Genomic DNA, 21,834 nt, shown 5'->3' with positions numbered 1-21,834 from the left:
CGGCCAAATGTAAGATGGTCGGCTGTTTATATTAAGATGTTTTTTAAGCGTTTGAATTACTGTTACTTAAATTGTTATTGCTTGAGTTATTCGAGTTGTTTGAGTTATCATTTCCTGAGTTGTTATTTCCAGAGTTGTTATTAGAACTATTACTGCTTGAAGTACTACTATTATTGTTGGCATTATTACCTGAGTTGTTACTGCTTGAAGTAGATGATGCTTCTCCACCTTTACGCCCTGCTTCCTCATAACTCATATTACCATTTTGATTATTAGATTCTGCTATAATAGTAAACCTCCCTAAGAAATATTGAGCCTTTGTATTGCTCATTCATATCATACCTATTCCAAAGTATGAGAAACATTGTTATTGATTCTATTTTTTTAATGATAATACGCTCTGCAAAGGATATATCCCTATTCAACATAGTTGAATTAAAGTGTTTATCTTAACCTATTTATTCAGAAAAAAATATGAGTCTGTCCTCGCATAAATTCGAAATCGCTTATTTGAAATTCACTCCAATTTCTTATTCATTTGAAACTACACTTCAATCTAAACTTAAAATGCTAACAATTTAAATTTATGGTATCGCTTGAGCTTTTGTAATATAAATGTAATAATGTAATTGAAATGTAATATAAAAAGAAGGTGTTATTATGAAGAAATTGTCAAAGGTTTTACTCGCAAGTACACTTTTGACTGGCGCCCTTATTGGCACTCAAGCATTAACGCCTGAACAACCAGTCGCACACGCTGCGATATCCCCTTGGTATGCATATCATGGACAAACAGCATTTGGTGGTGCCTTTTATCTTGATGGTCATTTTAAAAATGCGGTTCAGCACCGTGGTTTAACGTTTAATGGCTACAAAATTTCTGCACCTTTTAGTAAAAAGAATATTAAATACATCAAAGTTCATGATCAAGGTATTGCTGTGGTCTCTGGAAAAACCGCAAGCAGTATCATGTTTCCAGTTTCAAAAGGCACCTCAATTCAAAAAGTGAAAATGAGCTACGGCAAACCTACAAAAGTATTTGAATCTGCACAAGGTACGGTCTACCGATATCAGTACAAAAAGGCAACCATCGATTTTACAGAAGCACATCACCAAGTCACTATGATTACGGTATCTAATGGACTTTAAACAAAAAAGCCTAGAAGCAATCTTTGCTTCTAGGCTTTTTAACTTGATTCAATTAGTAACGGTCACGTGGGTCACGACGACGTTCGCGACGTTGTTCACGACGCTCTTCAATATCTTCATCTTTAACGTAACTTGATTTTTGTTCCGCTTCACGACGTTCAATTTCACGTTGATCTGCATCAAATTCGCTATGTTCGAATTGATCATGACTATGTGAATGATCTACATGTGTTTGGTCAAAATCTGAGTGATTGTGATTTGTGTAATCATAATTGTCTTGATGATTACCTTGTGCATGATTAGCTTGTTTAGATTTTGAACCAAATAATCCATCATCATAGTTACCATAATCTGGATTACGTTTATCTTCTTCAATACGGTTTGACAAGCTGTTTAATTGCTTTTCAGCAAAGCCACGGCCACCAATACCAAATGCGATAGCAAATGCAACTGCAACCGCACCTAAGATTAATAAGAACGCTACATTAACAATGCTTTGCGCAAAGTTTAATTGATCTAATGTCATAAATACAGCCACAATGATTAATAAGTATTTAACGACTTGCGCAAGTAATGTATGACCTGTTGCACGGCGGACAAGTTTAGCTAAAATGTTACCACCGATAAGACCTAAACCTAAAATGATAATACCTGAAATCACTAATGGTAAATAGCCAATAATTGCTTTACCAATACCATTTAAGATTTCTAAATTTACAGTTGTTAAAGCTTGAACGACGAAGAATAATCCAATTAATGTTGTAATAACCCAACCTGCAGCTTCAGGGATGTCGATCCCTTCTCTAGAGTTGTTTCCAAAGTTCACATAGTGGTTAAAACGACTCACATTTAAACTTGCAAGTAAGTTTTTCACTAATGTACCTAACATTTTAGCAATGAATAAACCTAATACTAAAATGACAATCGCAACAATAATTTTTGGAGCGAATTCAAATACGCTGTTCATCATACCTTTAATCGGTTCTGATACTGATTTCATACCTAACGCATCAAATACCGGCGGTAAGAATAATAAGAATACTAGGAAATACGCTAATTTACCAAGTGTACGAATTAAACCTTCTGATTCAGAACGTTTGCCTTTATGACCGTCATGTGCATGATTATTATTCACTAATCCTTTACGCTCTAGCCATTTATCTACACCTAATGCGTTTAAACCTTTAACGATAATATTTTTTACTACTACAGCAATAATCCATGCGAGTAATAAAAGTAAAATAGCACTAATTAAGTTCGGAATGAAATTGACAATTGTTTCAATAGCACCCTTGAATGTTCCCCATACGTTGTTCATATGTACTGCCTCCTTAAATTTTGATTTACCTAACTCTTGTGTACCCTAGTTAAATCAAAATAATCACAAAATATAAAATTTTTGCATAAACTTTCCGAATAGTGAAGGCATATGAATTTTATTGATATTGGTGAACATACCTCTGACTGATGATATGACTAATGAGCCCCATCGTCAAAATGACACTCGCAAATATAAGCGCTGTTGAATAGCCAACTGTATGAGCGAGTATCACACCCGCTACATATGGGGCCATCATTTGACCAAAGCTATAAATAAATGTCATTAACGAAACAACATGGCCATTACCTGTTTCATAAGCAATTTTTTGACCTTGCGACATAAATAATGTCGTCAAGCCTAAAAACGTACTACCAAATAGCATAGAACTGATCATTAATGCAAACATATTTGATGTGAGGATTGGCATTAATACTGCAATCACTTGAATGACAAAACACATTTGAGTTGCCCGACCATTCCCTATTTTTTCGCCAATAATCGACCACATCACTGTAGAAGGTATCGCACCGAGTCCGACAAACATCCAACTTAATGGCGCATATGGTTCAAGTTCTGGTATTGCTTTTATAAGCGCTACTAGAAAGGTTCCAGTCACGATATACCCTGCCCCTTCACTAAAATAGGCAAGATAATATGTAATATAATACGCACGGGGATATTTACGGCGTTGTGTGTGCGTCGTTTTGTTCTCATTTTGTGTCATGCGCGGTGGTTCTTTTAACATCACCATAACAATACATGCGAGCACAAAGGACACGCCTCCTAAAATCATCCACGTCATATCCCAATTATGTGTATCTGTATAAAAGAAAACAAAAATACTACTTACGAATATACCTGCACCTACTGCACTATAAAGCAACCCACAAATCGCATGTTTACCTGCACGTCGTAACGCCTCTAGTGCGACATTCGATGCCAATACAAAGCCGACACCACTTGCAATGCCATTTAACAACCTTAAAATACTCCACATCCAAAATTCTGTTGTATTACCAAGTAAAAACATCGTAATCACGTTAAGTAACAAATATAACTTTAAATCAAAGACTTTCGAACGTATCAGACAAAACATTGGAATAATGGCACCAATTAAGTAGCCTAAATAGTTGAACGTCGCTAATAATCCGGCATCTTTATCTCCCAAGTGTGTCGCTGCTTGCATATAAGGCATGATTGGTGTATAAGCAAAACGCCCTAACGCAATGACCACAAATAATGTAATCATCCCCATTAAAAGTTGACGATAAGCCAATCTCGTTTCTGTTTTTTCTGTCATCCCCTTCACCTCATTTGTTTCTTCTAGTCATATTTTATGAAATGCATTGTTTCTCCCACCCAAATTTTCAATCTATAAAATATATATTAAAGTATTATGATATATCGCAGAAATATTTTGTCTTAAAATTGTCATAAATTCTAATAAATTTTTATCTCTTTGTAACCCACGACCGTTTTAGAGATGTTAACCTAGGACGCGTAACTTTTTTTATTGAGCGTAAAGTTCCAGAACGCTTGATACTTGAATCAAAACATTCTAGGAGGACAATCAATATGAAAAAAGTACTTATCGCTTCATTAGCAACTGTTTCACTCTCTTTAGGTACAGCAGGTATTGTATCTGAAGTTGAATCGACACATGCTGCTACCCAATCAACTAATGAAGTTTATAAAGCATTTATCCAAGCTGGTGGCACGAAAGCTATGTGGGATAACATCGTTATGCCTGAATCAGGTGGAAATCCAAATGCGGTCAATGAACTTGGCTATCGAGGATTAGGTCAAACGAAAGAAGCTTGGGGCACTGGTTCAGTAGAAACACAAACGAAAGGCATGATTAACTATGCTAAAGCGCGTTATGGCTCTATAGATAAGGCTATTCAATTCAGAATTGCTAACGGTTGGTGGTAAAGAATTATTTCGTTATGATGACCATAAAGCCGAGGACGTCTTCGTATAGCTATGTTACTAAGTTGCATCAACCATCATGCTCACATGTAGCGACTATTGACGCTTGTGTCGGCTACAAATTAAAAAGTAAATTTCCAATAATTTTATTCAATATCGTTATTATAAATATAAAAAACCCTCACAAGCCACTTGCGTGAGGGATTTCTTGTTTATATGCATTTATATTTCAAATAATTTATATGCTTCTCTTTGGTCTCTTAATCCTTTTTGAAATTGACGAACATAATCATTATACGCCTTTACATGCGCTTCAGTTGGTTCTACTTGTTGAACTTCTGAGTCACGAAATACATCATCTAAAAAGTGATGAAGTGATCTTTTCTCCGTTTCTTTCATATAAGCGGCAAGGAGCGCAATACCCCACGCACCGCCTTCATGTGCCGCTGTTCGTACTTGAACGGGCACATTCAATGCTGCGGCTAAGTCGTGGACAACCATTGGCGTTTTAAACATACCGCCATGTGCAGTAATACGCTCAAATGTTAAATGCTCAGCTTCTGCCAGTCGTTCTACACCCATTTTCAACGTTACAAAACTACTATATATATGACTCTTCATAAAATTCGCCAAATTAAAATGACTATCGCGGTGACGTATGAATGTCGGTGTTCCTTGTTTCACATCAGTAATAAACTCACCCGAGACGTAATTATAATTCAGTAAACGCCCTGCATCTTGATCGGCGTTTGATAATGTCGCAAATAAACGTTCATATAAGGTCGACGATTCAACAGATACACCCATCGTTGTTAATACTTCTTCAAATAAATGCATCCATGCATCAAGATCTGACGTGCCGTTATTCGCATGAATCATCGCAACATCATATCCATCAGGCGTACTAACAATATCCACTTCAGGATGAGGGCGAGACATCGGTGCATCTAATACAAACATTGAAAAAATACTTGTTCCGACTGAGACATTTCCTGTTCGTGGTTGAATACTATTTGTAGCTACCATACCCGTGGCAGCATCCCCTTCTGGTGGGCATAATGGAATCCCTGCTTCTAAACAACCTGAAGGATCAATACGTTGAGCACCCGCTTCTGTGAGCATACCGGCACAATCACCGGCTTTTAAAATATGTGGCAACATCGTTTCAATTTTTTGTTCATAACCTTCTTCAACTAACAACCGATCATACCGATCCATTAAATCTGCACGATAATATTGTTTTTCCGTATCAATGGGAAACATGCCTGAAGCATCCCCAATGCCACTTACATGTTCACCTGTTAATTTCCAATGAACATAACCTGCCAAAGTCATTAATTTTGTGACATGATGGGCATGCGGCTCTTTATTCATAATCGCTTGTTCAAATAGCGCAATACTCCAACGTTCTGGCACATTGACTTGAAATTGATAACTTAGCAGTCGACTCGCAAAATTCGCATAATTATTTCGCCACGTCCGAAATGGCACAAGTAATTCGTCATCTTCGTTAAAAGCAAGATAACCATGCATCATCCCGCTAATCCCGAGTGCGTTGATTTTTCTTAATGTACCACCATACTGCTGTTTCACTTGTTCCCTCATTAAGCGGTAACTTTCTTGGATTCCAATCCAAACTTCCTCTAAATCATAGGTCCAATAGCCGTCCCGGTATTGATTTTCCCATTTGTATATGCCAGATGCGAGCGGCCGATAGTTTGGCCCCACCGCTACAGTTTTGATTTGTGTAGAACCTAATTCAATCCCTACAGTAATGGCGCCAGACGTTATCCATCTATTCGTTTGTTGATTTTCCAAGTATTCCACGTCCTTTGATGTACATTTTCTCTTTTTCATATAGGCGTACAACATGCGTCGTTGCATTTTTCATTATCTTTTATTGTAGAACCAAAACACTGTGGTCATCACGATAGTATGCTAAGCCATGCCGTACTATACACCAACAGTCATCAGCCTAACAAGATTAGCCCAATTTCTCAGAACCCCTTTATGACGGTTGTCATACGCCTTCGTACATACAGCTATCCTATCACCTTTTTATCAATTTATGCTAAACATACGCTAACCCATCAAATGTTAATATCTATTTTAAATCATTGATTGGGTTGCAACTATTTTCCAAACTCCTTTGTTTCATTATCGTTTCATGTTTTACTTTACCCATATTTTTACTACCATCGTCATCGCAATTAAAACATTTTTACAATAAATTTTCCGAAAACTCTTAATTTATTACGCAATATGTTTTAAATTATAAGTATACAAGTTTTGGGGTATGGTTAAAAAAATAAACTTTTTCATCACGTGGTGCCACACTTATTAGATACATTTCATATATGTGGGAGATACATAGCGAGACCTTCACTTGATGTAAAAGTTCAAAGGAGTGGGAGAAATATGGATGCGATTGTAGCATTTACAGATTGGTTATGGGGCTTTCCTATCGTTGGATTGTTACTCATTTCAAGTTTATTTCTAACAATTTATTTAAAAGGGGTTCAATTCCGTCATTTTGGTTACATCATGAAACAAACCTTTGGGAGCATCAATAAAACCCCTAAAGGAGAAGGAACGATCACACCAAGGCAAGCGCTAACTTCTGCTTTATCGTCTACAGTTGGTGCTGCTAACATTGTCGGTGTACCGACTGCGATTATGATGGGCGGTCCTGGGGCTGTATTTTGGATGATTATCATTGCCTTTTTAGGTATGGCACTCAAATATAGCGAAAATGTCCTCAGTATTCAGTACCGTGAGAAGAACGCGAAAGGCGAATTCGTTGGGGGCCCAACCTACTATATGAAAAACGGTTTTAAAAATAAAAAGTTAGGTATGATATTTGCTTCAATTTTCGCATTTGCCTTAGCACTTGAAATCATTCCGAGTGTGATGGTTCAGGGGCATTCCGTTGCCAGCACCGTTCACGATACATTTCAAGTGAATGAACTGATTACAGGACTAGTCATTGCTACATTAGCCGCACTTGTTGTATTTGGTGGCGTTAAACGAATTGCAACGTTTACAGAATTTTTAGTGCCAATCATGGTAGGACTCTATTTAATATTAGGATTTATTATCATCATTATGAACATTCAACACTTCCCTAATGTCATCGGTTTAATTGTTGAAAAAGCTTTTAACCCCGATGCAGCTTTAGGTGGGAGTTTTGGTGCTGCACTTGCGACTACGATTCGTTGGGGTTTTGCGCGAGGTATTTATTCGAATGAAGCTGGTTTAGGGACGTCACCGATTGCACACGCCGCAGCCAAAACAGATCACCCTGTGCGCCAAGCATTTTGGGCCGTAAGTGAAATCATTGTAGATACATTAGTCATTTGTACGACAACTGCATTTGTCGTTTTAATGTCCGGTGTTTACACTGCAAATGATGCAAAAGACAAAGCCGCTGCACTGACTGCACGTGCCTACGAAGATGCATTTGGCAGTATCGGTAGTGCAACGATTTCAATTTCGATGATTTTCTTCGTATTTTCAACGATTATCGTTATTATGTATTACGGTTCACGTATGGCTGAATTTTTATTCGGACTATGGGCTGGTACGCTTATGAAAGTTATTTATACTGCTTCAATTATTATCGGCTCTATTGGTGTCGGTACACAGTTATGGAACTTGCTCGATTTAGCCTTAGCAATTGTACTCATACCAAACATTATCGCCGTTGTGATACTTGCACCACAAGTTAAAAAATTAACCCATGATTTCTTTACGAACTATAAAGGGAAACGTGATTAATTTCTATTAGCCTGAACAAAACGTAAATACTTAGTTTAATCACAATGATTGCACGAAGAAAATGACTTTGAAACGTAAATCATTCCACTTATTCTCATAGTTTACGTTATAAAGTCAGACACTTATGTACACGTTTAAGTTGAATAAAATAGCCGACAAAAAACCCCCTCACCACTGGCATAGTGAGGGGATTTATTCATATTATGCACAACCTCTTGTTTACTTAATTGTAACACTAAATTGGGCAGGAAGGATAAAAACAAACAGCCTTCTATTTCTCTATTTGAACACCTTGAGATTTCGGAACTAAAAATGCAACAAGTAAAAATGAAATAAATGCGAGGATGACGTTAAACCATAATCCAAACATCGCTCCAACTTGCATATTAAAAGCGGATGTTCCAATCGCAAAAATCGTTGTAGAAAGTGCAATACCGAATGCGTTACCAAGAGAAGATGACATTTTATATATTCCTGATGCCATGCCAATATGTTCTTCATCCGCATTAGCGATTGCAGTATCCATTGATGGTGTTGCGTATAATCCTAAACCTAAACCATAAATGAAATATCCAATCACGCAAGCGATGACATAAGCAGTCGTAGGTAAAAATGTTAATGAGATTAAAATGATACCGACCATATTAAGTATACTACCGATATACATTGGCTTTTGTGCACCAAGATGTTGTAAGATTTTTTCGCCTACTCGAATTGTAATCAATACCATCACTAAATACGTGATAGAGAGGTACCCTGCTTGCGCAGACGTAAATCCTTTATCTTCTTGAACAAATGTATTTCCAACAATTAACGTACCAGCAACCGCATTCATTAAAAAATTAGAAAGTGTTGCCCCTGTATACCCTTTGTCTTTAAAAACGTCAAAGTCTACTAAAGGGGTTTTGCGTCTCTTCTCTAAAATGACAAAAATCACAATTGAAATAATAAAAAGTGCGATCAAAGATAAAATGATAGGTGAACCTATACCATAATCTGAACTTTGTGTAATGATTAAATTTAAACTTAAAATAAAAATCAAAAACAGTACTAAACCTGCGAAATCAAATTTTTGACGCGCGACGCTTGCTTTACGTGGCACTTCAGGAGTTCCTTTAATTAAAATCATTGCTGCGATGGCAACCATAATTGAAAAAATAAAAATCCAACGCCACCCTAAAAATGTATCGGTAATGCCACCAAAAAATGATGCCACACCACCGCCACCCCATGAGCCGATGGACCAATAACTTAATGCAGCTTGACGATGACGTCCATGGTAGTACCCTTTAATGATAGATAATGTTGCCGGCATGACAAATGCTGCTGACAACCCTTGAATGCCACGCCCGATAATCATTGGCCAAATGTGTGGTGAAACGACAATAATGAGTGAGCCGATTACACTTAACAATAGGCCGACATAAGTCATTTTTACGGGACCGTATTTATCTGCAATCCCTCCAGCGCCAACTACAAACATACCTGAGAAAAGTGACGTCAAACTCACCGCAACATTGATTAAACCAAAATTCGCACCTAACTCTTTATGTAACGTCGGCACAACGTTGACTAAAGATAAGGCAAATAACCAAAATGTAATTACACCTAGAACGATTCCTATGATAAGTCGTCCATTTCCTTCATACTCCGCATTGTGTTCCATTTTTCATCATATCCCTTTAGTTAAGATTTTGAGTGAGGATTCATAAAACGCACGTCATTTCATCCTCATTCTCTTTAACAACGCAAATAAAATATACAAACTATATTAATGTACATACGTCTTTTTTTCAATTTTATAAACAAGTCATCATTCTACCCTATATATCAGAAAGCGTTTACACTACAGACAAATAGAAGAGGTGAACTTAAGTAAAAATACATATACTTAAGTTCCCCTTTCTATACAAAAACCCATCTACCTTATTTTGAAAGATATGTCGTAAATAACGCAACATAATAATCGATAAACTTTAAATAAGAAGTTTTTTTCACACGTTCATCGACTTGATGCGCGCGTTCTCCTGGACCAAACATCATAAATGAGAAATGTTCATCTTTGCCACGTAATAAATTTGAGGCATCCGTAACACCAACCGTTGGCGATACGATAATATCATGCTCAAAATGTTGTTTTGCCGTTTCAACACCTAGACGTACAAGCGCATTGTCTCCTGTTGTAATGACAGGGTCTAAATCAAGATAGACATCTTGTTCAAGATTCGCCCCTTGTTGATTCATTAGCTCTAAATAGTGGTTAAATAATGCTTTTACTTGTTCATTGTCATACTCAGGTACTGTGCGCACATTGAATTCTGCAGTCGCTTGTCCAGGTACGGAGTTAACTTGCGTGCCTCCATTAAATATTGTATTTGTAATCACTAAGCCATAAAGCACACGTGATACATCATCCATATCCATGTTTTCAGATAACATCGGTTTAATGTAATCCAAAAATGTTTCGAAATTTAAACGTTCACAGTTCAACGCTTTCGAAATTTTTTCAAATTCATCATCTATATGTTGAACAAATTGCATCAATGGTTTAATCGCATTTTGACCAATCACTGGCATCGAGCTGTGTGCAGCGCGACCTTTAGACGTGATACGGAAATCCATAGATCCTTTATGCGCATACACTAACATCTTTTCTGACGGTTCTGCAATAACAAGGGCATTAACGTCGTCCATTTCTCCATTTTCATATAACTGTCTCGAACCAAGTTGTTCCATTTCTTCACCAGTTGTAGCCATAAATTTAATTTTACCCTTTTTTAAAGCACCACTTTCATGAATTTCAATCATTGCTATGGCTAAAGCGACAAGTCCAGATTTCATATCTCCAGCGCCACGTCCATATAAGTAACCGTCCGCTTCTGTAAGTGTAAAAGGATCGTACGTCCATTCATCATGATCGCCTTCAGCTACAACATCCATATGGCCAGATATACCAAGTACTGGGGAGCCTTCACCAATTTCAGCTATAAGATTTGCGCGTCGCCCTGCAACCATATCAATACGCGCTGCAATACCGTGTTTTTGAAATAAGTCTTTAAAATAGTGACATACATCTAATTCATTATCATTAACCGTTTTAAAACCTACAACATCTTTTAAAATTTGAACCTTTTCTTCATTTGTAAAAACACCCATAACGTTCATCCTTTCAAAATTAGTCTTATGATTGTGATAACGGGCTTTGTTTTGTTTCACGGATAAAGAGTGATAAAACAAATCCAATAACAATTAATACTGTTGTAAAAATAAATGCGGCATCGACACCGCTAATCGTAGCTTCACGCAACATTTTTGCTGAATGGCCGTGTGCGTCTATAAAGTTTCTTGACACGATAGAAAGAACGGTAATGCTCATTGCAGTTCCCATCGCTCCGGCAATAATACGCAGTGAATTCATAATCGCATTGCCATGTGACACGTCTTTATTATCTAACGCATTTAACCCTGCCGTATTTAACGGCATCATTAATAGCGCCACAGAGAACATGCGAATCGCATAAATCATGACAACATACCAAAATGGCGTTTCTGCCGTTAAGAAAATATGCAATATTGTCATAATGATTAATAAAATAAAACCTGGAATCACAAGCACGCGAACACCGTATTTATCATAAATTTTCCCTGTATATGTCGACATAAACGCATTAACAACAGCCCCCGGTAAAATAACAAGACCTGATAAAAATGCGGACAGTCCGAGACCTGTTTGAACATAAATTGGAATGAGCAACGCGGGTCCAACAATTCCGATATAAATCATCATTGAGGCAAATGCAGATAAAGTAAATGTTCTGTTTTTTAATACCCCCATACTCAAAAGCGGATGATCAATGCGCAATTGACGTACCGTAAATATCACCACAATACCTATACCTAGAATTAAACTGATTATAAATAAAGGTGACAGAGGTCCAACATGTCCTACGATGCTAAATGCATAAAGCATTAAACCAAATCCAACTGTAGAGTAAACAACTGAACGTTTATCAAGTAACGTTGGTTTGGAATCGCCTAAATTCTCAACATAAAATACACCAACGCCAAACGCAATGAGTGAAATGACAGCCACGACGATAAAAGGGGCATGCCAACTTGAAAAGTCAATAAGCACACCTGTTAACGTCGGACCAATCGCTGGAGCTGACTGCGCGACAATACCTGTTAGCCCCATCGCGAATCCTCTTTTTTCAACAGGAAACACCATAAATACGATAAACTGCATTAGCGGTAATAAAATACCTGCGCCGATAGCTTGAATGATACGCGCAATCATTAATACCGCAAAACTCGGTGCCATTGCCGCAATAATGGATCCCATTAAAAAAGCAGCCATCGAAAAGATATACAACTGTCTCGTAGAATATTTATCAATTAAAAAAGCTGTCAACGGAATCATAATTCCATTCACAAGCATAAACCCGGTTATCAGCCATTGTGCGGTAGTTTCAGGTATACCTAAGTCTACAATCATCGCTGGTAACGCTGTATTTAGAATCGTTTGATTCAACATCGCTACAAATGCACTCAATAACATAATGGTAACGATTAAATTTCTTTTCGTTGTCGTCAATCCTTCTGACAAATTGCCAACCTCCATTCATGATTATTTTCACAAAATATATTTTAACGCTTTATGGTTAGCTAAGCAAACCATTTATTCGTAAATCTAATTCCGCAGTATTTTATAAAAATTTTGGTAACTTTTCATACATAAGATTGACATCTTCTTAGTTTAAAATTACGCTAAATATACAAAAACGCAGTCTATCTAAGGAGGAATTAGTATGAAAAAAATTGCGATTGCAGGCGCCGGCGCAATGGGTGGCCGTATCGGTAGTCAATTAAAAAAGGCAGGTTATGATGTGACATTGATTGACTTTTGGGATGAGCACATTAAAGCCATAAATGAGCATGGATTAGAAATTCAAACCGAAACCGATACCCATTACATAAATATTGATGCGTGCAAACCCGAACATACTGAAAAAGCATATGATTTGATCGTTATTTTAACAAAAGCAATGCAGTCAGAAACAATGGTTCAAACATTATTAGATCGTGGTGCCATTCAAGAAAATACCGCTATTCTAACAATGATGAATGGCCTCGGCCATGATGAACGATTCGAAAAAATTGTACCTAAATCTCAAATATTTTTAGCAGTAACGATGTGGACAGCTGGTTTACGTGGCCCAGGTCAAATTTTATTAGAAGGTACCGGACGCATCGATTTACAACGTGCCGATGGTGAAGCAGATGCACGCACGCAATTCATTGCAGATATGTTTAATCAAGCAAACTTAAATGCCTATGTTAGTGAAAATGTCCTTCAAACAGTATGGACAAAAGCAACGTTAAATAGTGTTTTAAATCCTCTATGTACGATTTTAAATAAAACAATTTTTGAATTTGGTGAATATGAATATGCCCGTCAACAAATCGAACCTATCATTAATGAAATTGTTGCGGTTGCAAAAGCAAAAGGTATTGAACTAAATACGCAAACACTTATTGAAAAAATCGAAGGCGCTTACCCTAAAGAAACACAAGGTCTTCACTATCCATCTATGCACCAAGACTTATACCATGGTCGTTTAACAGAAGTAGATTATTTAAACGGACAAATCAGTAAATATGGTCATGCGTTAGGTATTCCAACACCAAACAACGATATGTTGACACATCTTATCCATCAATTAGAAATGACACATGTGAAATAGACATGCGCCCTTAGAGACGCATGAATTAAGGGGATGGGACATAAACCATTTTAATTTTGATTGTGCCAAACGCCTCTCTATTCTAGGCGGCTTACCTCAAAATAGATTTTCGGTTTCAGCTTAATGTCTCAGAAATCTCGGCTAAGGGCGCAATCAAAGTGTTGTTTTAATTCACCACCCTTCCCCTCATAAAGACTAAATTTATATAAATATAACCAACAAAGTTCATGTATGAAGAATTTTGTTGGTTTTTTGATGAGAAGCTAGCTATGTCCCAGTCGTGATTTTATTTTCTTCATCTTAATCACGCATCAAGATATATTTCATTGTGTAGCTTTGAAGTCAATCATCCACGGTATTAAAACGTGTTCTATCGTGTCATAGTTACATGTACCGTCAATCTATGTTTGCGAAATCGCATTCCCCCCATGTCATATCCATCATTTGACTGATGAGTGACGCAATCGTATCTGTATCCGCGCCAATGCCCACTACGTTTACTTCCCCTCCAAAACAAATAATAGTCTATACATACCACATCATTTCTTAATATCTGTTATACACAAAAAACTTTCAAACATATCATCAACATCGAACGCATTTTACGAATTAAATACGATAAAACAAACATTGTTTTTAAATAGCTCGTTTGTTATAGATAAAATTTGGATATACTCACCTTTATTTTTGAGAAAATTCAGTAAAATTATGTTGCTTTTTACACTAAAACTCCTTATAATCAAGTTATAGAAAATATTTAGTGTTGCGATACTTAATTTATGACACAACTCATATTTTCTTAGCAAATGTCATCTTGTTCACATTTAAGTCACTATGGCATCAGGATAAGTCATTTTTAGACCGGTCGTCTCCACGTTATTCAACTTAATCGTAGACGTAATGACGATAACCATAGATGCATACTTCTGACTTCTAGAACGACTGGGCATGTGCCCCTTATCGAAAACCGCTGAATCGACTGCTCAGTAATGATTGATAACCTTAACCCACACCATAGGGCAAGTCATTTCGTGTGTATTTTTCGACATCAATGTTTCATACATCGGACATCAGCATACAACCTACCGTAACAGAACAACACACTCTGCGACACCATCATTGTTGCGCTGTTACGTATGAAACCATTAAGGATGACATCTTGCCGAGCTTTACACCCTGTCATACTGTCGTTCAAATGGCCAAAACATCATGACTTTTTCATTCTCAATGCGCGCATACAATCGGTTAAGTCATCGAAATAGAGAAACAAGAGGCTTTTACAATTAGCGATAGAGACAATGTATAACTCGTTCCTCCCATTGTTGATGCGCTATACTTTTGATCACGGTATATCATTGACACGTGCATATTGACCTTCACCCGTTAAGATTCAAAACTTCAGAAACACCGCCACACGTTTATCTTTTACACGCCTATTTTTATCATTCTAGTGAATTAAGCAATCCCAAGTTTGAAGAAGCGCTTAAAGCATTTGAAATTACTCAACTCAAGGCACAGATGAGGTCTTGTTAACCTGATCCATGAACCTTACTCTTTGTACAAGAAACGTTAGATATGACACCGTTTTGACTTTTAACAGAACCACCTTTTAAGACGCAGTACTGTAATGTAACAATATGCCTATACTCGGTTGTATGCCCTAGTATTATCTGATCACACATCATTTCTAACCCCTTCGTATGGCACTACCACCTCGTGTCATCGAGGGGGTTCAATGATGCCTTCACATTCTAACCTCTTAAATTGTGAATTCTGCGTTTGTTATAGCTACAAATATATTAAAAAAAGTTTCTAATACTAATGCCACACAACATACAACATTATGCATCCGAACATCACATCAATGTCATATATTAAACGATAAAAATGCCTTCAATCGTCACAAATGGACAGTTGAAGGCGTTGATGTGTTTTGAGACATATATCTATATCTAAAGACGACTAACGGTCTTTATAAATTGAAAGCATCATATTAAATGACCTTATCTACTGATCGTCATGAATCTCTCATCACATCAAACGGCCCACTATATGAATAAACCTATGAAATGCATTTTAAAGATTGAATGAAAAGTCGCAAACTAATATAGAGATAAAAATAAAAAGGAGATAGATATAGTGAGCCATTTCATGCGTCAGTAGATATTTTAGTAAAAGTGTGAAGTCAACATACAATATGACAAGATGTGAAAAAAACTATGATGCGATATTATAATTCTGGATATTTTTGATATTCATTGTATAATAGCATGAAGGTTTCAAGCGTAGTTACAGGAACACCTGTATCAGAGGATAATTCATAGATAGATTGATGTTTAAGAAGATCTAAAATTTCTTCAATTTCAAATGGTGTAAAACGGTAACGTCCAAATTGCACAAGTTGTTCATCAATAAAATGACAATATTGATAATATTCATTATTAAAGTAATCAATTAACGTACTCATCATACGTTCAGTTAATGCTTCAGGCTCTATATCTAAGTTGTGTTCAATGACTTTAAAGCGAATATTACGGCGTTGAAACAGTCTCAACACCTCTTCAAATAATTCAACCGAATTACATAACGATGTCAGAGATACCGTCACAACCGTATCGCCATTGTTTAAAGGATGCTTTAAAAAGTCCAAATCATCTAACGTCATGCCCTCATAATAAGCATCGCAATAAGATACATACACTGCTTCACATTGTTGTGCTTTTAATTTTTCATGGTAATGCTTAACCATAGGTAATGAATGTCTTACATAGCTTGTTCCAATAATCATAGGAACACCTCCAAGGGTAAATTTCAAGAATAGGTGTTCACTTAAGAGAACATCGATTCGTCCCCTCAATATCGTATTTTATCTATATCAACAACAAATGGATTCATATTATAAAAAGGTATCTAGAAGAATCACTAAAAAAGAGGAAAAGTAGAAGTCTAAAAAGTAAAGGCTGTTCTTGATGAATTTAATATAACACACTTTTAAGATTTGCACAATACTATTTTAAATAATATACAATTGGATAAATTACTATAATTTATGAAAAAACATGCCGTTCTCCCTCTCAAAAAATGACGTATTTCTGATTATTTATGAAAAAATGAGGGCGAAATTGGTCAAAAAATTTTTATAGAAACTTTAATCATTAGAAGCAATGCTAGGTCGTGGCTACTTATTTAAAGTATATGACATATTCATAATCATAAACTTTATTGACTTTTGTTGTTTTATTTAATATTTTTACCTTATTTATATGATGTACGATTAACATAAAGTTTTTCGTATTCCAATCACATTTGATACACTAGTATTTGTTAGAATTAAACACTCTTTCTTTAAAGTTATATTACATTTACATTTCGATACCTTTACATTTGTACAAATAGTAAAAGTCATATATATTATTCATATGTTCCTATTAATAAGATATAATAATTTAGTAGCACTTAGAGGATATGTGTTTTTTTGGAAATAACATACGAAATGATCCTCACCGCATCGACATACTATACTCTATAAATGTGTTGTTATTCGATGCCTAACTTTAATACGTTTAAGGATGTTATGAATGACACAAAAGGAATTAAAAAGAACAAAACCTATTCATACTCAAAAGTATCTCCCCGGACTCGACGGTTTTAGAGCGATTGCCGTCATCGCAATAATTATCTTTCACTTGAATCCTCTATGGTTACCAGGTGGATTTCTTGGTGTAGATACATTTTTCGTCATTTCTGGTTTTTTAATTACATCGTTGTTGATTGCTGAGTATGATAAAACTGGAAAAATCAATTTACCTGCGTTCTGGCTTCGCCGTGTGAAGCGTTTAATCCCTGCCGTGTTATTTATGTTGGCAGTGGTCTTAACGTATACAGTGGTCTTTGAACCAGATATTATATTGGCGTTGAAAAATGATACACTTGCTGCCATATTTTATGTATCCAACTGGTGGTATATAGCTCAGGATGTCGATTATTTCAATCAATTTTCGATCGCACCTTTAAAACATTTATGGTCGTTAGCAATTGAAGAGCAGTTTTATCTCTTCTTCCCATTCATTTTATACATGATATTTAAATTAAGAAAACGACAATATACATTCATCATATTTTTTGTCATTTCTTTAATTTCGTTAGGATTAATGATGTATTTATCAAGTGTTACAAATAGCACTGCACGTGTATACTTCGGTACAGATACACGCCTTCAAACGTTATTACTAGGAGCTATGTTAGCACTCATATGGCCACCATTTCGTTTGAAAAAACAAGTTGCAATGAAGCTACGCACGTCTATCGATGTCGTCGGCGTATTAAGTTTTGCGTTGGTCGCATATTTTCTTTTTAATGTCAGTGAACATGATAAGTGGATTTATCACGGTGGTTTCTATCTCATTTCTTTTGTTACATTATTTACAATTGCAAGTGTCGTCCACCCTTCAGGATTTTTTGCAAAATTAATGGGTAATCCACTTTTTGTTGCAATCGGTAAACGGTCATACAGTTTATACCTTTGGCATTATCCGGTGATTGTGTTATTACATCGCCATTTCGTGGCAGGGCAAATTCCTGATTACGTGTATATAATTGATGTCGTATTAATGGTTGCCTTTGCAGAGTTGTCATATCGCTTTATTGAAAATCCTATCCGTAAAAATGGTTTCCGTGCTTTCTCATTTAAGCCTCATGCTGTGGCACGTTTTATGAGACTAGCCCTCGTACTGCTCTTAGCAGTGCCATCCATTTTATTACTCAGTGGTCAATTTGATCATCTTGGTAAAGCAAACAGCTCACAAAAAGAAACGGCATTTACAAATAAAACGACGCACAAACCAAAAACAGAACCAACAGATTCAAATGAACAAAACAAGGTAAATACGAAACAGCTCTCACCTCTCCTTATTGGAGACTCTGTTATGGTAGATATTGGTAAGGTCTTCCAAAAAGAAGTGCCAAACGCGACAATTGATGGTAAAGTCGGTCGTCAATTATCAGAAGCAAATGCGCTCATTACCTCCCAATATAAAAGTTTTGCGAAGCCAAATAAAGATGTAGTGATGCAGCTTGGTACCAATGGTGCGTTTACAGAAGATCAAGTCAATGAAATCATTGACGATTTAGGTGATGCACAAATTTATTTTGTGAATACCCGAGTGCCTCGCGATTATGAAAAAAATGTTAATGACAGCTTGAAAAAAGCGGCTGACAAACATAAAAATGTACATCTCATCGATTGGCACAAAGCGTCAGGCGGACATCCTGAATATTTCGCATATGATGGTGTTCATCTAGAATACGCTGGACAAAAGGCTTTAAGTCAGCTCATTATAGATGAATTGAAACAGCAACATGCAAATCACAATAAACAATCATAAAATTAGAAAAGGTGCCAGAACCGTAACAGTTCTGGTGCTTTTTTGTCACTTTTATCGTAATGTGGTAGGATAAAATAAACTCATTACATTTTTTATATGATTCATTATAAATATCGTCATACAAGGCACCTAAACCATTGGAGGGATTCGTGTGAAAAGACAAGAACGTAATCGAGATTATCCAAGAATTGAAAAGATTTTAGATGATGGCACAATTATTGCTTATGACAAGTTTAATCAACTGAATACGGACTTAAATGTCAATACATTAACAGATCAACAACAACATGAGGTGTTTGGCGACATTTTAATTCGTCCACAACATCATAACGCTAACACATATAACGAAAGAGACTATCGTCGCGAACAACTTCAACAAGAAGAAATTACCTCATCCAAACGTAAAAACAAATGGCTTATTTTCTTATTATTTGTCGTGGTCATTGTGTTAGTTGCGTTTATTGTCAAATCATGTGCTGGCACGAATGATAAACACGCGTCGAATGATCCAAATACAACAGATCCGACGAATCAAAACGACGCACAATTGGTTCAACAAAAAAATGAACAACTTCAACAACAGGTTGAAGACACAAAAAAAAGTATTGAAAATAATCAAACTGATACACAAAGTAAAATTGATGCTTTAAAACAAGAAATCGCCTCATTAAAGAACAATATTGATACGCAACAAGCTAATAAAGTTGCTGATGAATACAACAAAACTGCTGATAATTTACAAAATGCAGAAAATGAACGTCAAAACGGAAATAACGATGAAATGCAACGTGAATTGGATAAAGTGAATTCTAAATTACAAGAAATCAAAGATAAAATTACCGAATTCTTTAATAAAAATAAATAAATACAAATTTCTTTTACTGTATGTAAAAACAGAGAGATTTAACCAAAACGTCGCCTTCCGTCATACGGAAGGCGATGTTTATTATGGTAATACAATTTTAAAGTGTGTAATGCACGTATTTTCTTTTCTTCTCTGTATACAACAACCGCACTATCCCTTTTGAGTATGTCAGAGATATACCTTCCTCATAAACTTGCGCCAATTTCAAAATAAAAAATCATGGTAATCATACGTATACAAAAAGTCTGCACTATGGGTTGCGCCATATGTACAGACTACTTCACTAATTATTTTAAAATGATGTCCAAAACTTTTTGAATATAAATTTCTTTTGAAAGATGCTTTTTGTCCTTAGCATAAAAATAAAACTCACTCGTAAAACAGTTTAATAGGATGTGTGTGATAAAATCATCTTCCCGTGGCTCGTCAAATTGTGCGTTTATTCGCTCTGACAATTGATTGTAAAATGGGATTTGTACCATAGTCATTGATTGATTAAACGATGTTTCAATAAATGCTAAAGTATGAAAATTGGCTTCCTTTAACGAGACATATATGTGAAGTATTCCTTCTATACGTTGGTATTCTGAGGCGTCAGAATGTGCTTCTAAAAATTTATCAATATCTTCAAACATCTCTTCAACTTGAGCATCTAGCATCGCAATACATAGTGTGGCTTTATTTTCAAAATGACGATAGAGCGTGCCAACGCCTACACCTGCCAATTGAGCGATATCTGACATTTTCATATCACTGATATTACTCCCTTGTTGAGATAACGATAAAACAGTATTCAAAATTTGTGTTCTATTCTCACGTGCATCTCGCCTTTGCTTATGTTTTTGAGTCGTCATATTATCCTCCTTATTTTTCTAAACGGTGAATGTTAACCTCTAAATTAAAATATTTTTTTAGAAGTTGTTTGTAGTTGTCAGATGTCACTTCTATTTTATGTTTCTGATCTTTTTCAGTAATCGTTAAATGATTTTGAGACATTGTTATACGCCCACTCTTTGTAGGCAAGGTTACGACAAGTCGTTTCACAAAAATAGAATTGGGGTTTGTTTGATTATATTCAATATTATACTCAAAAGATGATAGCGGGCGCGGTGTGATGTCGGCTTCATATTTTGTTTCCCATTCTTCATCGTCTCGTTTTTGAATTTTAAACTGTGTAGGGTCTTCTTCTTGAATCATTGCCCTAAACGTGCCAGTACGATCATGAACAACAGCAATGGCATCCGCTTTACTTAACGGAATTGCTTGAAGGGGTAAATCTCCAAACCCTACATCCGCTATATATTTCATACCATTAATCTCTACAATTGTGGACATATGAGAGCCAGGTAAACTACGACCGCCTCCAGGTGTGTGAATAGTTGCGGATACATTGTACGCATGAAAGCCTTTTTCTATTAAATACGTTTTAAATAACGTATTCAATTCGTAACAAAATCCCCCACGCTCTTTTTTTACGACTTTATCATAAATATCGTCAACATTCACCGATATACGAATGTGATTTTGAACATCAATATTTTCAAAAGGCACTTTTTTCATAAACTGTGCCACATAATAGCTTAGTGCCTCTTTAGACGGCGACTCAAATTGTGTTTCATCGATATTTAAATATGCTTCCAAACCGTTAACATTCATCACGCTCGC

General features: G+C 36.1%; 18 protein-coding genes. 9 read left to right on the top strand and 9 right to left on the bottom strand.

Going from position 1 to position 21,834, the window contains the following annotated elements; translation table 11 throughout:
• Positions 1-77 precede the first annotated feature (77 nt).
• Positions 78-251: a hypothetical protein gene (locus tag SHYC_RS12235; RefSeq protein ID WP_158484617.1), complete on the top strand. Its 174-nt coding sequence runs from the start codon at positions 78-80 to the stop codon at positions 249-251.
• A 409-nt stretch (positions 252-660) separates the two neighbouring features.
• Positions 661-1,149, top strand: a complete 489-nt coding sequence (gene isaB, locus SHYC_RS11810; protein ID WP_052257783.1) for an immunodominant staphylococcal antigen IsaB family protein — start codon at positions 661-663, stop codon at positions 1,147-1,149.
• Positions 1,150-1,201: 52 nt separating this feature from the next.
• Here the strand turns inward: isaB and SHYC_RS01445 are convergent, their stop codons facing one another.
• Positions 1,202-2,467 carry a mechanosensitive ion channel gene (locus SHYC_RS01445; protein ID WP_082021517.1) on the bottom strand — a complete coding sequence of 422 codons (1,266 nt, stop codon included), beginning with the start codon at positions 2,465-2,467 and terminating at the stop codon, positions 1,202-1,204.
• 118 nt (positions 2,468-2,585) lie between these two features.
• Positions 2,586-3,770 carry a YbfB/YjiJ family MFS transporter gene (locus SHYC_RS01440; protein ID WP_039643851.1) on the bottom strand — a complete coding sequence of 395 codons (1,185 nt, stop codon included), beginning with the start codon at positions 3,768-3,770 and terminating at the stop codon, positions 2,586-2,588.
• 275 nt (positions 3,771-4,045) lie between these two features.
• On the opposite strand from SHYC_RS01440, the gene SHYC_RS01435 reads away from it, so the two are divergent.
• Positions 4,046-4,402 (top strand): aggregation-promoting factor C-terminal-like domain-containing protein, encoded by a 357-nt coding sequence (locus SHYC_RS01435; RefSeq protein ID WP_039643849.1) that lies wholly within the window; start codon positions 4,046-4,048, stop codon positions 4,400-4,402.
• 219 nt (positions 4,403-4,621) lie between these two features.
• Here the strand turns inward: SHYC_RS01435 and SHYC_RS01430 are convergent, their stop codons facing one another.
• Positions 4,622-6,217 carry a xylulokinase gene (locus SHYC_RS01430; protein WP_039643847.1) on the bottom strand — a complete coding sequence of 532 codons (1,596 nt, stop codon included), beginning with the start codon at positions 6,215-6,217 and terminating at the stop codon, positions 4,622-4,624.
• Between the two features lie 600 nt (positions 6,218-6,817).
• Here SHYC_RS01430 and SHYC_RS01425 point away from each other — a divergent pair.
• Positions 6,818-8,176, top strand: a complete 1,359-nt coding sequence (locus SHYC_RS01425; protein WP_039643845.1) for an alanine/glycine:cation symporter family protein — start codon at positions 6,818-6,820, stop codon at positions 8,174-8,176.
• Positions 8,177-8,447: 271 nt separating this feature from the next.
• Here the strand turns inward: SHYC_RS01425 and SHYC_RS01420 are convergent, their stop codons facing one another.
• The 3 genes from SHYC_RS01420 to SHYC_RS01410 all read right to left on the bottom strand — a co-directional run bounded on the left by SHYC_RS01420 (position 8,448) and on the right by SHYC_RS01410 (position 12,734).
• Entirely contained in the window at positions 8,448-9,842 is a 1,395-nt protein-coding gene (locus tag SHYC_RS01420) for an MFS transporter (protein ID WP_039643843.1), read from the bottom strand.
• A 260-nt stretch (positions 9,843-10,102) separates the two neighbouring features.
• A complete protein-coding gene (locus SHYC_RS01415) occupies positions 10,103-11,332 on the bottom strand; it encodes an ArgE/DapE family deacylase (protein WP_039643841.1) in 1,230 nt (409 codons plus the stop codon).
• 25 nt (positions 11,333-11,357) lie between these two features.
• Positions 11,358-12,734: an MDR family MFS transporter gene (locus SHYC_RS01410; RefSeq protein ID WP_082021568.1), complete on the bottom strand. Its 1,377-nt coding sequence runs from the start codon at positions 12,732-12,734 to the stop codon at positions 11,358-11,360.
• Positions 12,735-12,984: 250 nt separating this feature from the next.
• Here SHYC_RS01410 and SHYC_RS01405 point away from each other — a divergent pair, with 250 nt between their 5' ends.
• The 3 genes from SHYC_RS01405 (at position 12,985) to SHYC_RS12225 (ending at position 15,857) form a co-directional block, all read left to right on the top strand.
• Positions 12,985-13,920, top strand: a complete 936-nt coding sequence (locus SHYC_RS01405; protein ID WP_039643837.1) for a ketopantoate reductase family protein — start codon at positions 12,985-12,987, stop codon at positions 13,918-13,920.
• 1,051 nt (positions 13,921-14,971) lie between these two features.
• Positions 14,972-15,133: a hypothetical protein gene (locus tag SHYC_RS12230; RefSeq protein ID WP_158484615.1), complete on the top strand. Its 162-nt coding sequence runs from the start codon at positions 14,972-14,974 to the stop codon at positions 15,131-15,133.
• A 553-nt stretch (positions 15,134-15,686) separates the two neighbouring features.
• The gene (locus SHYC_RS12225; RefSeq protein WP_158484613.1) at positions 15,687-15,857 is read left to right on the top strand and encodes a hypothetical protein; all 171 of its coding nucleotides are present in this window, start codon (positions 15,687-15,689) and stop codon (positions 15,855-15,857) included.
• 293 nt (positions 15,858-16,150) lie between these two features.
• Here SHYC_RS12225 and SHYC_RS01400 read toward each other — a convergent pair whose 3' ends face one another.
• Positions 16,151-16,708: a serine integrase family protein gene (locus SHYC_RS01400; RefSeq protein ID WP_039643835.1), complete on the bottom strand. Its 558-nt coding sequence runs from the start codon at positions 16,706-16,708 to the stop codon at positions 16,151-16,153.
• Positions 16,709-17,498: 790 nt separating this feature from the next.
• Here SHYC_RS01400 and SHYC_RS01395 point away from each other — a divergent pair.
• Together SHYC_RS01395 and SHYC_RS01390 are read left to right on the top strand one after the other, a co-directional pair.
• A complete protein-coding gene (locus SHYC_RS01395) occupies positions 17,499-19,304 on the top strand; it encodes an acyltransferase family protein (RefSeq protein ID WP_039643833.1) in 1,806 nt (601 codons plus the stop codon).
• 151 nt (positions 19,305-19,455) lie between these two features.
• Positions 19,456-20,169 (top strand): hypothetical protein, encoded by a 714-nt coding sequence (locus SHYC_RS01390; protein WP_039643831.1) that lies wholly within the window; start codon positions 19,456-19,458, stop codon positions 20,167-20,169.
• Between the two features lie 287 nt (positions 20,170-20,456).
• Here SHYC_RS01390 and SHYC_RS01385 read toward each other — a convergent pair whose 3' ends face one another.
• A complete protein-coding gene (locus SHYC_RS01385; protein WP_039643829.1) occupies positions 20,457-21,023 on the bottom strand; it encodes a TetR/AcrR family transcriptional regulator in 567 nt (188 codons plus the stop codon).
• A 10-nt stretch (positions 21,024-21,033) separates the two neighbouring features.
• The gene (locus SHYC_RS01380) at positions 21,034-21,825 is read right to left on the bottom strand and encodes an arylamine N-acetyltransferase family protein (protein WP_039643827.1); all 792 of its coding nucleotides are present in this window, start codon (positions 21,823-21,825) and stop codon (positions 21,034-21,036) included.
• Positions 21,826-21,834: the final 9 nt, after the last annotated feature.

The organism is Staphylococcus hyicus, from assembly GCF_000816085.1.
Classification (GTDB): domain Bacteria; phylum Bacillota; class Bacilli; order Staphylococcales; family Staphylococcaceae; genus Staphylococcus; species Staphylococcus hyicus.
The sequence above is the reverse complement of the archived record's forward strand: the minus strand, read 5'-3'. Positions and strand labels throughout refer to the sequence as shown.

What these genes read in the sequence shown, in the direction of transcription:
- SHYC_RS01395 (WP_039643833.1), top strand. Translation starts at nt 17,499, where the DNA reads ATGACACAAAAGGAATTAAAAAGAACAAAACCTATTCATACTCAAAAG.
- isaB (WP_052257783.1), top strand. Translation starts at nt 661, where the DNA reads ATGAAGAAATTGTCAAAGGTTTTACTCGCAAGTACACTTTTGACTGGC.
- SHYC_RS01420 (WP_039643843.1), bottom strand. Translation starts at nt 9,842, where the DNA reads ATGGAACACAATGCGGAGTATGAAGGAAATGGACGACTTATCATAGGA.
- SHYC_RS01445 (WP_082021517.1), bottom strand. Translation starts at nt 2,467, where the DNA reads ATGAACAACGTATGGGGAACATTCAAGGGTGCTATTGAAACAATTGTC.
- SHYC_RS01410 (WP_082021568.1), bottom strand. Translation starts at nt 12,734, where the DNA reads ATGTTATTGAGTGCATTTGTAGCGATGTTGAATCAAACGATTCTAAAT.
- SHYC_RS01380 (WP_039643827.1), bottom strand. Translation starts at nt 21,825, where the DNA reads ATGAATGTTAACGGTTTGGAAGCATATTTAAATATCGATGAAACACAA.
- SHYC_RS12230 (WP_158484615.1), top strand. Translation starts at nt 14,972, where the DNA reads ATGTTTCATACATCGGACATCAGCATACAACCTACCGTAACAGAACAA.
- SHYC_RS01385 (WP_039643829.1), bottom strand. Translation starts at nt 21,023, where the DNA reads ATGACGACTCAAAAACATAAGCAAAGGCGAGATGCACGTGAGAATAGA.
- SHYC_RS01435 (WP_039643849.1), top strand. Translation starts at nt 4,046, where the DNA reads ATGAAAAAAGTACTTATCGCTTCATTAGCAACTGTTTCACTCTCTTTA.
- SHYC_RS01440 (WP_039643851.1), bottom strand. Translation starts at nt 3,770, where the DNA reads ATGACAGAAAAAACAGAAACGAGATTGGCTTATCGTCAACTTTTAATG.
- SHYC_RS01405 (WP_039643837.1), top strand. Translation starts at nt 12,985, where the DNA reads ATGAAAAAAATTGCGATTGCAGGCGCCGGCGCAATGGGTGGCCGTATC.
- SHYC_RS01415 (WP_039643841.1), bottom strand. Translation starts at nt 11,332, where the DNA reads ATGGGTGTTTTTACAAATGAAGAAAAGGTTCAAATTTTAAAAGATGTT.
- SHYC_RS01400 (WP_039643835.1), bottom strand. Translation starts at nt 16,708, where the DNA reads ATGATTATTGGAACAAGCTATGTAAGACATTCATTACCTATGGTTAAG.
- SHYC_RS01425 (WP_039643845.1), top strand. Translation starts at nt 6,818, where the DNA reads ATGGATGCGATTGTAGCATTTACAGATTGGTTATGGGGCTTTCCTATC.